13 protein-coding genes and 2 tRNA genes are annotated in these 13,874 nt (G+C 33.1%); 10 read left to right on the top strand and 5 right to left on the bottom strand.

What is annotated here, in order from left to right; genetic code table 11:
- Positions 1–49 precede the first annotated feature (49 nt).
- Positions 50–2,479, bottom strand: a complete 2,430-nt coding sequence (locus tag M0M44_RS09105; protein WP_248729465.1) for a DUF5916 domain-containing protein — start codon at positions 2,477–2,479, stop codon at positions 50–52.
- Between the two features lie 304 nt (positions 2,480–2,783).
- On the opposite strand from M0M44_RS09105, the gene M0M44_RS09110 reads away from it, so the two are divergent.
- Positions 2,784–3,509, top strand: a complete 726-nt coding sequence (locus M0M44_RS09110) for a murein L,D-transpeptidase catalytic domain family protein (RefSeq protein WP_248729466.1) — start codon at positions 2,784–2,786, stop codon at positions 3,507–3,509.
- Here M0M44_RS09110 and M0M44_RS09115 read toward each other — a convergent pair.
- A complete protein-coding gene (locus M0M44_RS09115; RefSeq protein WP_248729467.1) occupies positions 3,498–5,081 on the bottom strand; it encodes a L,D-transpeptidase family protein in 1,584 nt (527 codons plus the stop codon). The two genes, M0M44_RS09110 and M0M44_RS09115, sit on opposite strands and share 12 nt — an antisense overlap.
- A gap of 1 nt (position 5,082) precedes the next feature.
- Positions 5,083–5,520: a GNAT family N-acetyltransferase gene (locus M0M44_RS09120; RefSeq protein WP_248729468.1), complete on the bottom strand. Its 438-nt coding sequence runs from the start codon at positions 5,518–5,520 to the stop codon at positions 5,083–5,085.
- 134 nt (positions 5,521–5,654) lie between these two features.
- Between M0M44_RS09120 and M0M44_RS09125 the strand changes: the two genes are divergently transcribed.
- Positions 5,655–5,727, top strand: a tRNA-Gly gene (locus M0M44_RS09125).
- A gap of 98 nt (positions 5,728–5,825) precedes the next feature.
- A tRNA-Gly gene (locus M0M44_RS09130) sits at positions 5,826–5,898 on the top strand.
- A 140-nt stretch (positions 5,899–6,038) separates the two neighbouring features.
- On the opposite strand, the gene pepE is transcribed toward M0M44_RS09130, so the two are convergent.
- Positions 6,039–6,746: a dipeptidase PepE gene (pepE, locus tag M0M44_RS09135; protein WP_248729469.1), complete on the bottom strand. Its 708-nt coding sequence runs from the start codon at positions 6,744–6,746 to the stop codon at positions 6,039–6,041.
- A 163-nt stretch (positions 6,747–6,909) separates the two neighbouring features.
- On the opposite strand from pepE, the gene M0M44_RS09140 reads away from it, so the two are divergent.
- The 7 genes from M0M44_RS09140 (at position 6,910) to M0M44_RS09170 (ending at position 13,011) form a co-directional block, all read left to right on the top strand.
- Positions 6,910–7,677 (top strand): carboxypeptidase-like regulatory domain-containing protein, encoded by a 768-nt coding sequence (locus M0M44_RS09140; RefSeq protein WP_248729470.1) that lies wholly within the window; start codon positions 6,910–6,912, stop codon positions 7,675–7,677.
- A 61-nt stretch (positions 7,678–7,738) separates the two neighbouring features.
- Entirely contained in the window at positions 7,739–8,392 is a 654-nt protein-coding gene (locus tag M0M44_RS09145; protein WP_338030084.1) for a carboxypeptidase-like regulatory domain-containing protein, read from the top strand.
- Positions 8,382–9,137: a BamP family beta-barrel-assembly machinery protein gene (locus M0M44_RS09150; protein WP_248729472.1), complete on the top strand. Its 756-nt coding sequence runs from the start codon at positions 8,382–8,384 to the stop codon at positions 9,135–9,137. Before M0M44_RS09145 ends, M0M44_RS09150 begins: the two co-directional genes overlap by 11 nt.
- Positions 9,134–9,640: a DUF6702 family protein gene (locus M0M44_RS09155; protein WP_248729473.1), complete on the top strand. Its 507-nt coding sequence runs from the start codon at positions 9,134–9,136 to the stop codon at positions 9,638–9,640. Before M0M44_RS09150 ends, M0M44_RS09155 begins: the two co-directional genes overlap by 4 nt.
- Positions 9,641–9,706: 66 nt before the next feature.
- Complete coding sequence (locus M0M44_RS09160) at positions 9,707–11,947, top strand: M1 family metallopeptidase (RefSeq protein ID WP_248729474.1); 2,241 nt, start codon at positions 9,707–9,709, stop codon at positions 11,945–11,947.
- 153 nt (positions 11,948–12,100) lie between these two features.
- A complete protein-coding gene (locus tag M0M44_RS09165; protein ID WP_248729475.1) occupies positions 12,101–12,448 on the top strand; it encodes a Sec-independent protein translocase subunit TatA/TatB in 348 nt (115 codons plus the stop codon).
- A complete protein-coding gene (locus tag M0M44_RS09170; RefSeq protein ID WP_248729476.1) occupies positions 12,448–13,011 on the top strand; it encodes a phosphatase PAP2 family protein in 564 nt (187 codons plus the stop codon). The genes M0M44_RS09165 and M0M44_RS09170 overlap by 1 nt, the downstream gene beginning before the upstream one ends.
- A 220-nt stretch (positions 13,012–13,231) precedes the next feature.
- Here the strand turns inward: M0M44_RS09170 and M0M44_RS09175 are convergent, their stop codons facing one another.
- Complete coding sequence (locus M0M44_RS09175) at positions 13,232–13,873, bottom strand: O-methyltransferase (RefSeq protein ID WP_144215353.1); 642 nt, start codon at positions 13,871–13,873, stop codon at positions 13,232–13,234.
- Position 13,874: the final 1 nt, after the last annotated feature.

Raw genomic sequence — 13,874 nt, forward strand, 5'->3', positions numbered from 1 at the left:
AAATATTGATTTAATTAAAGATGCCTTTATTTTTTAAAATTAATTCACGCTAAGCTCTTTTTCTGACTTTATTTTTGACGGCATTGTAGTCAATAAAGTATTTTACGCTAATAGAAAAGATATGTTTTAGGGCATCATTGTTTAATAATCCTGCCACATTGTGTCTGTAATCTTTATCAATAACTCGTTCAAAATTAGCTGCATTATTTCTATACAGGGCCGAAAGCTGACTTCCAGGCGCAAACCACCAAGAATAAGATAAATCGGCATTCCAAGAATAGAAACTTGAATTTTTGTTGTCAGTGTATTGAGGATACGGACTAAGATTTCCGTTTGATTCTAAAGTCAGAATATCTTTATTATCTGCATAGGACCAATATTGACGAACGGCCAGATTTATGGTCATAGCGCTATTTATCGCGTACTTGCCTCCTAAAGTATTAGAATACGTAATAACGTTTCGGTTGGCAAAAATGATGTCATTTGGAGTGGCGTCATTCTGGTCAGCATCAATTTGATCGATGTAACCTTTATTGTTGTTTTTTCTAATATAACTAAAGAAATAAGTCAGTAAAAGTTTATCACTGAAACGATATCTAGGGCCAATATCAAAGCCATATGTGATACGTTCAGATTCATCAAACACATTCAGTGTTCCATTTAAGTCAATCGCAAATTTATGATTGTAATTGGTTGAAATACTTCCCCAACTTTCTATCCTTCGCGGAATTGTCACATATCTGTTGTTGGCACGAGGTTCATAATAATCATAAATTTCTAAGGGGTAAAAAGTGATTCCGGTTCCGTAGTAATTGTTTTTTACCGTTGTTAGATTTAAGTTCGCATTAATATTATTGTCCTGCAGTTTTCCAGATTCTTTATTGAATTCGGTATACATATTATAATTGATTCTAAATGTATTAAAACGCTTGGTCGGATTTAAAATTCGATAATTGGCATTTCCGTAAAAGTTGTAATAATTGGTATAGAAATTAATACCCAAATCATTCGGATCATAATCTTTCGTAACAAAATCTGAACCTATGCTGTATCTGTAATTTCCGCTAGTTTCGGCTAAACTTACAGTAGAATAAAATCCATTTTTATCTTGAGAATCATTAATGTGACTGTATTTTACGTTTCCAAATAAACTATAAGTATTGGCTTTTGTGTTTAAGTCCCAAGCCAGACCAGTTACGTTTGCATCTCTAGTATGGCCATTTCGAGTTACATTGGTGTTAATAAAAGTAACCGATGAGTTTTTTCTAAAGCGCTGATCCAAAACCAATACATTATAATTGGTAAGTGGCTCTACAATTACTTGTCTCGTTTCGCCGTTTTCGGTATTTTTTATGGTAGCAAAAGTTTTTTCTGTAACAGCATTTAAAACCCCAATTCCAAGTCCGTCTTTTGTTCTTCCTGATAATTTTAAAGCATTAACTAAATTTACAGCAGCGGGCAATTCTGTAATTTCTTCATTTTCATTTAATGTAGGATCGATCGATGGAGTGCCTCCAATTCTTCTGGAATAGAAAATATTTCCTTTACTAAATAAATCTGTTCCTTCTGTAAAGAATGCTCTATTTTCATTAAACTGCTGTTCAAAAGGGCCAAGATTTAAAATCTGATCATCATATTTTGTTTGTCCAAAATCTGGAATTAAAATGGCGTCGACTGTAAAGGCGTCAGTTATGCCGTATTTGATATCCATTCCGCCTTTAATTGTTCCGTATGTTTTTTGTCCCTCAGCAGCATTTAAATAATACGATGCATAAGGCATAAAGAATAGTCGAGTAGGGGGTTTGATGTTTTCAATTCCTTCCAATGTTCCAGCCTGTTGTGTAAAAGTGCCAATCTTTCTGTCGACAAAATTCCAAGTATATTTATAACGGTCACGTTTGATTTCTCTAAAGAAATTGATTCCCCAGATTTGTTTGTTTTCTCCTGAAAAACGCAATGCCGAGTACGGAATTTTCATCTCGACAACCCATCCATTTTCTGTCAGAGCGGCTTTACTGATCCAAACAGCATCCCAAGAATAATCTTCACCATTTGCATCGGTCATGATACAATCGCCTTGAACATCGGCAGCAGAAACGTAAAACATAAAATCCTGTTGTCCGTCATTGAAGCCGTTTATGAAAACACCAAAAAGATCCGCCGTTCCAAAATTATCACGCTGAGAGATTTCCTTTAAAATTTTAGAAGGCTCGTCATCGTACATCATTGCACCAATATAAATTGCGTCATTATTATATAGGACTTTTACTTCTGTACGTTTTTCATGCGGAATAGCTTTTCCATTGTCTGGCTCCAGCATGATAAAATCTGCGGCAACTGGTACATTTTCCCAAGCAGGTTCATCTAGTTTCCCATCAATAGAAATAGTGTGCGAAGTTACTTGTGCCTGAATGGATTTTTTCTGGGCATAACTCCATACAGAGCATATTAGGAAACAGAAGAGTATGTTTTTTCTCATTGGTTTTTTTGGTGCAAAATAAAATGCAAATGTATTTTTTATAGTAGAAATAGACTCTATTTTGTTCTACTTGTTACAGTTTTAGTTTCAATATTTTCATTTTTTGTTTTATTTTTTTTAAGAAATGGGCTAAAAATGTTGTGATTTTTTCTGTAAGACAAAATCTTACAGAAAAAGCATTTTTATGTTAATTATGTTAAAGTTTAAGTAAAAAAGGCCTGAAAATCAGGCTTATATTTTGCAAGGATTGATTTTTTTATATTTTTGCGATACCCAAATTTTTTGTTTAACCTAAAGAAATTCAATGATTTACAAAATTTATCCGTTATTTGTGTTTTTGCTGTTGTCTTTTGGAAAAGATTCAAAAAGCACACCCGACCTTAAAAAAAATGCCACTGTAAAAGCGATTGCTAAAGTCGAAAAAGTTACAGTAGATTCTAAAATCGAGAGCGTTTATAATTCATTAAATTCAAACAACTTTAAAATGCCTGAACTTAAAACTTTCTCGGAAGCTTTAAAAGGATTTTATTTGTTGAAAGAAAAAGGAGTGATTAAGAAAAACATCTTAACACTGATTGATTTTAGTTTGTCATCAAACTCAAAACGTTTGTGGGTGATTGATTTAACTACCAATACTATTTTGTTTAATTCGCTTGTAGCTCACGGAAGAAATACTGGTGAAGAATTTGCTTCAGCATTTTCAAATCTTAATTCTTCATTTAAAAGCAGTTTAGGATTTTATGCAACTGGTGAAATTTATCAAGGCAAACATGGTGCTTCACTACGTTTAGACGGCTTAGAAAATGGCGTAAACGACAATGCTCGCGAAAGAGGTGTTGTAATGCACGGTGCAGACTATGTATCTGAATCTTTCATCAGAGATCATAAAAGATTAGGCAGAAGTCAAGGCTGTCCTGCAGTTCCGGTTGAATTGACAAATGAAATTATTCAATTAATAAAAGACAAATCGTGTTTATATATCTATCATCCATCTAGAAGCTTTTCGATGGAGGAGAGGCTAATTTCTTAATTGCTCATATAAATCCGAATCTAAATCATAAATATCAGCTCTGAAAATGAGCTGATTTTTTTTGCTCCATGCGGTCCAATACCATTGGTATAAAGCATATTTTTTGGTAATCTTAAAACTCATAGTTGTCTTACTTGCAATAATTGTGTCGATTCTGTCTTGAGGCCAGTTTCCGTCAACGTCTAAAATATGCTGAGCAAGTTCTAGTGGGTTTTCAACACGTACACATCCAGAGCTTAGAGAACGATTATTACGTCCAAAAATTCCGCGGTGATTGGTATCATGCAGATAAACACTGTGATGGTTTGGAAATAAAATTTTCATTAATCCCAACGAATTATCAGAGCCAGGACTTTGTACGTATCGATAATTGTTAGGTTTGTTTTCGTTCCATGCCATTGGAGAAACTACCTTTCCGGAAGTATCATAAATCGTTATGTTTTTATTGGCCAGATAATTTCGGTTTCTTTTCATTGCTGGAACGACATCTTCTTTTAAAATTGTTGGCGGAACAGTCCAAGTAGGATTAAAAACAACTGTTTTTAAGAAAGATGTGATAATAGGAGTTCTTCTTTTGCTAGTTCCTACAACAACATTTCGAACCAAAGTGGTGTCCTGATTTTCAACAACATTTAAGCTGTAATCGGGAATATTAATGATAAAATAATTTTCAGCCAATTCTGACGGATACCATCTCCAGCGCTCCAAATTGGCAATGATCTGTTTTTTTCTACTTTCTTTAGAATAGTTTAAAGCGCGAATAGTTCCTGTTCCGATAACGCCGTCAGAAGCTAAGCCATGTCTTTCTTGAAATCTTTTAACGGCTTCAAAAGTTTTTTGATTGTAAATCTTTGTAAGACTGTCTTTTCCTGACATATCGTTCCAATACAAAAGTCTTTTTTTAATGTTTATTAAAGCAGGATTGGTATCGTTTAAAACAATTTTATCAGCAGATTCAATCGTTTTTACATTGTCATCTGGAAAAGTATTTATAATCTCAAGTGCTTTTAGCAACTCTTTGTAAATTTGTGTTTTAGGCTGAATGTTTTCAACAACGCTGTCCAATTTGTTTTTGTTGAATCCTTTAATTAAAACAGAATTTACATCAAATTCCTTGGCGTCCAAATCCCAATTGGTATATAATTTTTTAGGATCGAGCTTTCCTTTATAAATATGATTGAGATATTTCTCAAAATTATAAGTCAGTAAAATGTCATAAGCGGCCAAATCTTTATTGCTAAGCGATGTCACTTTGCTTTCAAATTTTTTCAGCTGAGATATTTTGTAATCTTCTGGATCTAAGCCTAGTTCTTCAGATTTTTCTAATTGTGATAAAACAAAAGCTCTCTTTTTAAGATTTCCCCACACCGTTTGATTTTCAGATGCGATGTAAAATTGTTTCAACGTTTCACTTTTAAAAACGTTTATCGTTGCAGTATCTATTTCAACTTTTCTCTCATCAGTAAGTATGATTGCTGGCACCTTTTTTTTGACAATAGGTGTGAGTTCTGGGCGCTCTTTTTTGCAGCCCACAAGAATACATATTACTACTAAAGAGTAGATTTTTTTCATATTATAATTTTTTAAACATTAAATAATGTTCGCCAACATCTTTAATATCAAACGCTTCGCCTAGTGGCTGGTAATTCATTTTTTGATAAAAGCCTACAGCGGCTGTTCTTGCATTGAACCAAATTATATCAACTTGATTTTCATTGCAATAGGTTTCGAAATGTCTTACCAAAGCCTCTCCAAACCCCTTTTTTTGATGGGTCTCTAAAACAGCCATTCCGCGAATTTGCGCTTGATTTTGTGCGGCAAATATAGTGTTGATTTTATTAAATAAGGAAATAATTCCTATTAAATTTTCGCCTTCAAATAAACCAAAATGATGAGTAGACTCTAAATCATCACCTTCAAACACGCAACTTTCGATAGGTTTTCCTTTTCTCAATACAGGTTGGCGAACAGCATAAGTTTCTTTTGACGTAATTTCTTTAATTGTGACCATAATTTTTTTAAAAATATTGCATTTATAACGTTTTAATTTTAAATCAGTTATAAATAATTGTTGTTTTTTATTAATTTTTTTTGCCGAAAAGCTTGTTTTTAACTGAACTTTCTTTCTATATTTGCACAACCAATGCGAAAGTAGCTCAGTTGGTAGAGCTCCAGCCTTCCAAGCTGGTTGTCGCGAGTTCGAGCCTCGTCTTTCGCTCTAAAAAACAAACTTTTTAGTTTTGTTTTTGTGAAAATAAAATTTTTGATTTTTATTTGTTTTTAAAATTAAAATTTTTAAATTTGCACCCGGTTAATGCGAAAGTAGCTCAGTTGGTAGAGCTCCAGCCTTCCAAGCTGGTTGTCGCGAGTTCGAGCCTCGTCTTTCGCTCTTCAAAAGCCTCAAACATTGTTTGAGGCTTTTTTGTTTTTAGATTAAGCCTAAATCCCAATAGCTTTAAAAATTCCAAATTCCAATTCTGTATTCATTTGTTGGCTTAATTTTGGAATTTAGAATTTTTAAATTGGATTTTACTTTAAATCGCTTAAGTCGCTTTCTGGATCTAATTCAACAGGATCTTGGTTTTGTCTGAACAGACGAGCTTTAAGATCTCCCTTTAATGTAATTTTTTTTCCTTTAACTTCTAACCAGCTTCCTTCTCTTAAACCTAAAACCGGAATAGAATTGAATGCATGAAATTCTTTAATTCTTGTTTCGCGAGTTTCTCCCATGTGTTTAGATTGTAAATCGGCATCTAAATAATGTGGATTTAAGTTGAATGAAATTAATCCTAAAGTCTGAAAACTTGGAGGATAAATGATAGGCATGTCATTCGTAGTCTGCATTGACAAACCGCAAATGTTGCTTCCTGCGCTTGATCCTAAATAAGGAGTTCCATTTTTTACAGTTTCAGAAAGTAACTGCATAATATTATTTTTATAAAGCTGAGTAACTAGTAAAAACGTGTTGCCTCCACCAGTAAAAATTCCTTCTGCATTTTTTACAGCATCTTGCGGATTTTCAAATTCATGAATTCCTTTAACATCAATGTTGATGCTTGCAAAAGCCTCTGCGGCTTTTTTGGTGTACTCTTCATGTGAAATTCCGCCAGGACGCGCATAGGGAATGAATAAGATTGTTTTACAATTTTTAAAATGTGTTTTTAATGTAGGTAAAATATATTCTAAGTAGTTGCCTCCGTGTAAAGTAGAAGTGCTTGCAATAATAACGCTTTTCATGATTTTTAAACTCAAATTTTGTTTGTTAAAGATATTAAAAACTCTGTTTTTGTTTAAGTTTTTAATGGTTTAATTAACATATTTTTACGAAGTCATTAGTATTAAATTTGGAAGGACTTGAGATATTTTTACCATTTTAAGAATATTTCTAATTTATTTTATTTTGTTTCAGAAAATTACTTGTTTTTTAATTGTTATCGCGGGACAAGTTTGTTGGTCTCAAAGTCAAGATCGTTCTGCTTTCAATGGAAAAGTGGTTTCAAATACTTTAGATTTGGAAGGTATTTATGTGATTAACGCACAAACAGAAGAAACAGTAACAACAAATGCATCTGGATCTTTTTCAATCTTAGCAAAACCAAATGATGTTCTAGTTTTTTCTTCAATAAGCTTTAGGGAAAAAAGGGTTATGCTAAAACAAGAAGATTTTTCAAATCTTAATTTTACCGTTAATCTTAGTATGATTATGTATCAATTGCAAGAGGTCGTTGTAAAAAGGTATGATAATATTAATGCCGAAAGTTTGGGTATAACTCCAATGGGGCAAAAGAAATATACCGCAGCAGAACGTAAATTGCAAACGGCGACTGCATTAAATGCTACAGCAAATGCAGGATCAATGGCTGGAGGTTCTATTTCGGCAGATCCTTTGCTGAATTTCTTCTCAGGAAGAACAGCTATGCTTAAGAAAGAAGTTGCCGTTGAGAAAAAGGAATTTTTTATGAGACTTCTAGAAAATATGTTTAGTCTGGATCATTTTATTGACCGATTAAAAATTCCGGCAGATTATGTAAAAGGATTTGAATATTATGCTATTGAAAATGACAAGTTTACTGTGATTTTGAATTCTAAAAATAAAACTTCTACAGAATTTCTTTTAGGAGAATTGGCCGTAAAATATAAAGAAATGATTGCTAGTGAGGGTAAGTAAGATTATATCAATTATTGTTTTTCTTTTTTTTGTTCAGATTGGTTTTGGACAAAAAACAGATTTGAAGCTATTAGTGGGAAGAGTGCAAGAGCAATCGACTTCGATTGAAGGTGTTAATATTATAAATAATGCCACGCAAGCCGCTACAGTTTCAGATTCTGATGGTAATTTTTCCATTGCAGTGCATGAAGGGGATGTTTTGGTTTTTTCTGCTGTAAACTTAGAGCCTGTTAAACGCAGGATATCGGTAGAAGATTTGATTGTTAGCTCTTTAGTTATAAAAATGACGGCTAAGGAAGTGGAGTTAAAAGAAGTAATTGTCAATGAAAATGCAAATATAACTGCTGAGAATTTAGGAATTATTCCGTACGGCCAAAAAAAATATACGCCTGCAGAACGAAAAGTTTATACAGCAACTTCGACTTCTGTAGATAAGTTGTTAAATGCGATTTCGAGACGAACTGCGATGCTAAAAAAAGAGGTTAATGTAGAGAAAAAAGAAGCGCTTTTTAGAAAACTGGAATACCTTTTTGAGGAGAATTATTATACAGATAGATTGAAAATTCCAGTTGATGATATTAAAGGATTTCAATTATTTTGTGTGGATGATGCTGATTTTGCTGTATCTTTGAATACAAAAAACAAAACAATGAGTATGTTTTTAATCACAGATCTAGCAAGAAAATATCTAACAATTCTCGAAAATGAAAAATAAATTAGGAGTACTCGTTGTATGCTTATTTTGTCAAATTGTATTAGGGCAAAACGGTTTCAGGAAACCATTACACGGTCAGGTTATAAATGATTTTTTAGCCATAGAAAGTGGTTATGTAATGAATATTAATGCTAATGTTAGGACATTTATTGGTTCTGGCGGTTTGTTTGATATTGTTGCACAGCCAAAAGATACTTTATTATTCTCAGGGCTTACATTTCAATCAAAAAAAATAGTTTTAACTGAAAAAGATTGTGCTGAGATTCTTTTAAAAATAAAATTAGATTTAGTCAATAATCAGCTTAAAGAAGTTGTTGTTCATAAAGAATTAAAGGTAAAAGCTTTACAAGGCGGTTCGCAGAAATATGTTGATATGCAATTTGAAGACGATCAACAGTCTGCTGCCAAAAACAATGCAATGCTTTCGGATCAAACTATAAAATATGGAACCGATTTTGTGCGTATCTTTAAAGATGTCAAAAAACTATTAAGTAAAAAAGACGAAGTAAAAGAGGAGGAAGTTACAGATATTGCTTTTGTAGAATACGCGAAAGATAATTTTACAAAAGATTTTTATTCTAAAACGCTTAATCTTAAAGATGATGAAGTAGAGCTTTTCTTAATGTATTGCTCAAACGATCCGCATTCTAAAGACTTAGTAGACCCAGATCAGAAGTTTCAGTTAATGGATTTCATGATTAATAAGAATAAAGAATTTAAGAAAGCTGAGGCTACTCAAAAATGAAAAAAAAGTTAATTTATCCTTTGCTGGGAGTTTTATTTGTATTGTCTTCGGCATTTGCTTTTCATAAATTTTATGTAGGTGTTTTTCAGATAAATTATGTGGCAGAAAAGAAAATGCTGCAAATTACTTCCCGCATTTTTATTGATGATTTGAATAATGCAATGGAGAAAAAGTATCACAAAAAGACATATGTTGGTACAAGCAAGGAAACTCCGGCAGATGTTGAATTATTAAAAAAATATTTATCAGAACACTTTCTGATTAAAGTAAATGGGCAATCAAAAGCGATAACTTTTTTATCCAAAGAAGTCGAAGCTGATGATGTTTTGGTCTGTTATTCAAGAATTAAGGATATAGATAAGTTTAAAACACTTGAGATTTCAAATACGATTTTGGTAGATTGGAATTCAGAACAGCAAAACATTACACATATTTCAGCATTTGATACGAAAAGAAGTGTTCTTTTTACAGAATCTTCAAGGAAAGAATTGTTAAAATATTAATGTATTGGTAAAATTAATGTTTTAATTACTATTTTCACAGCCTAAAGAAATTACCATTAAAAATTTATGAAAAAACTTTCATTATTATTACTTTTTCCTGCAATGATAGTGGCGCAGGATAAAGCAACAACACCAACCAAACAACAGGGAAAGTACGATACTAACAAGTTTAGCCAAATGTACGATTTGCTGGCAACACCAAACATGTTTCGTACGGCTTCTGGAGCTCCAGGACCTGCTTATTACCAACAGCAAGCAGATTACAAAATTGATGTTGAATTGGATGATAAAAATTCAAAATTAAGTGGATCTGAAACAATCACTTACACCAATAATTCGCCAGACAGTCTGGAGTATTTATGGGTACAATTAGATCAAAATCAAGCAAAAGCCAATACGCAGACTTCATTAGCAGAAAGCGATAAAATTAGTCAAGTTCTTCCACTTGATGGTTTTTCTTCTAAATATTTGAAAAAAGATTTAGAGCGCGGTTTTAATATTGAACAAGTTAAAGATGCTAAAGGAAGCGCAATGTCTTATACGATCAACGAAACCATGATGCGTATTAACTTGACTTCGCCATTAAAACCAGGAGAAAAAATTTCTTTCTCAATAAAATGGTGGTACAATATCAATAACTACAGAAAAGAAGGCGGTCGTTCAGGATATGAATTATTCGAGAAAGACGGAAATAAATTATATGTAATCGCGCAATTCTACCCAAGAATGGCAGTTTACAATGATGTTGAAGGATGGCAGAACATGCAGTTCTGGGGAAGCGGAGAGTTTGCTCTTCCTTTCGGAAACTTTGATGTAAATATTACAGTTCCTGCAGATCACGTGATCGATGCAACTGGTGAATTAATGAATAGAAGCGAAGTTTTTACTGCTGAACAAGTTAAAAGATATGAGCAAGCTCAAAAATCATTTGACAAACCCGTTGTTATTGTAACGCAGGCAGAAGCAGAAGCAGCTGAAAAAGGTTTTTCTGAAAAGAAAAAAACGTGGAAATTCAGCGCAAAAAATGTTCGTGATTTTGGAATTGCTTCTTCTAGAAAATTCATTTACGATGCAATGGCTGTGAAAATTGGAAACAGAACTGTTATGGCAGAATCTGTTTATCCAAAAGAAGCAAACCCATTGTGGGGAGAAACTTCAACAATGGTTGTGGCGCATACTTTAAAAAGCTATTCGTCTCATACTTTTGATTATCCTTATCCAAAAGCAGTTTCTGTTTCAGCAGAAGACCAAGGAATGGAATATCCAATGATTTGCTGGAATTATGGCCGTCCAGATGAAAACGGAGTGACAAGCAGAGAAGTGAAAAACGGAATGATTGGTGTTATTATTCATGAAGTTGGGCATACTTTCTTCCCAATGATTGTAAACTCAGATGAGCGCCAATGGACTTGGATGGATGAAGGGTTAAATTCATTTTTAGAGTATTTGGCAGAGCAGGAATTAGATCCAAATTTCCCTTCAAGAAGAGGACCAGCAAAAAACATCGTTCCTTATATGAGTGGAGATCAAAAGTTCTTAGAGCCAATTATGTCAAACTCTGAGACCATTCACCAATTTGGAAATAACGCTTACGGAAAACCAGCTACGGGTCTTAATATTTTGAGAGAAGTAGTTATGGGAAGAGAATTATTTGATCATGCATTCAGAACGTATGCAAACAGATGGAAGTTTAAGCACCCAACACCAGAAGATTTCTTTAGAACAATGGAAGATGCTTCGGCAGTAGATTTGGATTGGTTCTGGAGAGGATGGTTCTATTCGACAGATTTCGTAGATATCGGAATTAAAGAGGTAAAACAATATTACGTTTCAGATACACCAACTACAGATATTAAAGATGTAAAAGTTAGAAAAGGACGTTTTGGTTTTGAAAAAGGGCCTTTTGTTTACTTAGTTTCTGGAGATAATGCAGAAGTAAGCGACTCTAAGAAAAAAGCTTTAAAAGTGCAAGATTTCAAGCCTTTGGCAGATTATGTAGACCAGACTTTTACTGCTGAAGAAAAAGCTTCTATTAAATCTCCTAAATATTTCTACGAAGTAGAATTTAATAAGCCAGGCGGAATGATTATGCCAATTTTAGTTGAGATTACTTACGAAGATGGTTCTAAAGATAATTACAAATATCCAGCACAGATCTGGAGAAAAAGTAATGATACAGCTAGAAAAGTGTACGCTACTACAAAAGCAATTAAGAGCATTCAAATTGATCCACAATTGCTAACAGCAGATATTGATGTGACCAATAATTCTTGGCCAAAAGTAGAAACTAAGTCAAAATTTGACTAAATAAAATAAAAATCAATAAAAAGCTCATCAGGTTTATAAAAGCTTGATGAGCTTTTTTCTTTTAATTAAATGCATTTTCAAGGACTTTTTAAGTTAATTTTAAAACTCTAAGCTTCAAAATTTAATATCTTTGCGACAACAAAAATAAAAGTTATGTTTGGTATAGGAGGAGGAGAATTAGTTTTCATACTGTTTATAGTGCTAATGCTTTTTGGTTCTGATAAAGTGCCTGAAATTGCACGTACAATGGGAAAGGCTATGGCTCAGTTAAAAAATGCAACTAATGATATTAAAAGTGAAATTCAGAAAGGAGCAGAGGCTAATGGTCTTGATGCGAAATCTTTGAATGATATTACTGGAAATATCAATGCAGAAATTGATAATGCAAAATCTAATTTGCTTGGAGATACAGGAAATCTTTTAGGAGACACTGCCACTGAAATCGAAAAAGTAAAAGAAGATATTGATACTCTTTCTGGACCTATTAAACGCCAAATGTAATGCTTGAAAAAATACAGGAATTAGATAAAGATCTTTTAATCTTTCTTAACGGATTAGGTTCTGAAACATACGACAAATTATGGCTTATTATTACTAATCAATTGTATTGGACGCCATTTTTCCTATTGCTATTCTATCTTATTTATAAAAAAATAGGAGGAAAACAAACCCTGTATTTGTTGCTTTTTATAGCTGTTCTAATTGCTTTCACAGATCAGACCTGTAATTTATTCAAACACACTTTTCAGCGTTTGCGACCATGCAATGATCCGGAAGTAAACACAATTATTAGAGTGGTTCAGGTTAGAAAATCATATAGCTTTTTCTCTGGACATGCTGCCAACACTATGGCGGTTGCAACTTTCTTATTTTTGATTTTAAAACGCTATTTCAAATATTTCGGATTCATATTTCTGTGGCCTTTAGTTTTTGCTTACAGCCGAATTTATTTAGGATTGCATTTTCCAGGTGATATCCTTACCGGATATTTCTTCGGAGCACTTTTCGGATTTTTACTTTATTTAGTTTATAGAAAACTAAAACCACAGTATTTTCCAGGATAGTTCTTTTAAGATTCTAAGGTCCTGATTTTCTGAGATTCTAAGGTTTTAAAGATATATATTGCAAAAAACCTCCAGCTAAGCTGGAGGTTTTTTTATGGGCAGATAAAAGGCTTTAGTCAAAATACAAATAGGTATTTGGCTAAAGCCTTTTTTAGCAAAAAATACTTAGAGTCTTAGCATCTCAGAAACTTAGTATCTCAGAACTTAGCATCTTAAAAATCTACAGCACTCTCGAAACCGTCAACCCATCTCGAATTGGTAATAAAACCGTTTCTACTCTCGGGTCGTCTTTTAAAAGCTGATTGTATTCTAAAAGTACTTTTGTGCTAACGTCATTTGGATGAACAGGATCAAGTATTTTTCCGCTCCATAAAACATTATCAGATAAAATAATACCGCCCTTATTCATTTTTGGAACAATCATTTCCCAGTAATTCAGGTAGTTTTCTTTGTCAGCATCAATAAAAACCAAATCAAATTTTAAGTCTAAATCTGGGATAATATTTACGGCTTCACCCAAATGCTGAAAAATCTGTTTTCCCCAAGGAGATGCGTCGAAATATTTTCTCTGAAAATCGACCAATTCTTCTTTGATATCAATGGTGTGTAATTGACCATTTTCCTGCATTCCTTCACATAAGCACAAAGCAGCATAGCCCGTATAAGTTCCTATTTCAAGAATATTAACCGGACGAATCAATTTTGACAACATGCTTAAAACACGTCCTTGAAAATGACCGCTGAGCATTCTAGGCAAAAGTATTTTCTGATACGTTTCTTTATTAAGTTTAGCTAACAATTCTGGTTCATTTTCAGAATGCTGTTCGATATAATCTTCTAATTCTTGTGATATAAAATGCATG

Origin of the sequence: Flavobacterium humidisoli (assembly GCF_023272795.1) — a bacterium.
GTDB lineage: Bacteria > Bacteroidota > Bacteroidia > Flavobacteriales > Flavobacteriaceae > Flavobacterium > Flavobacterium humidisoli.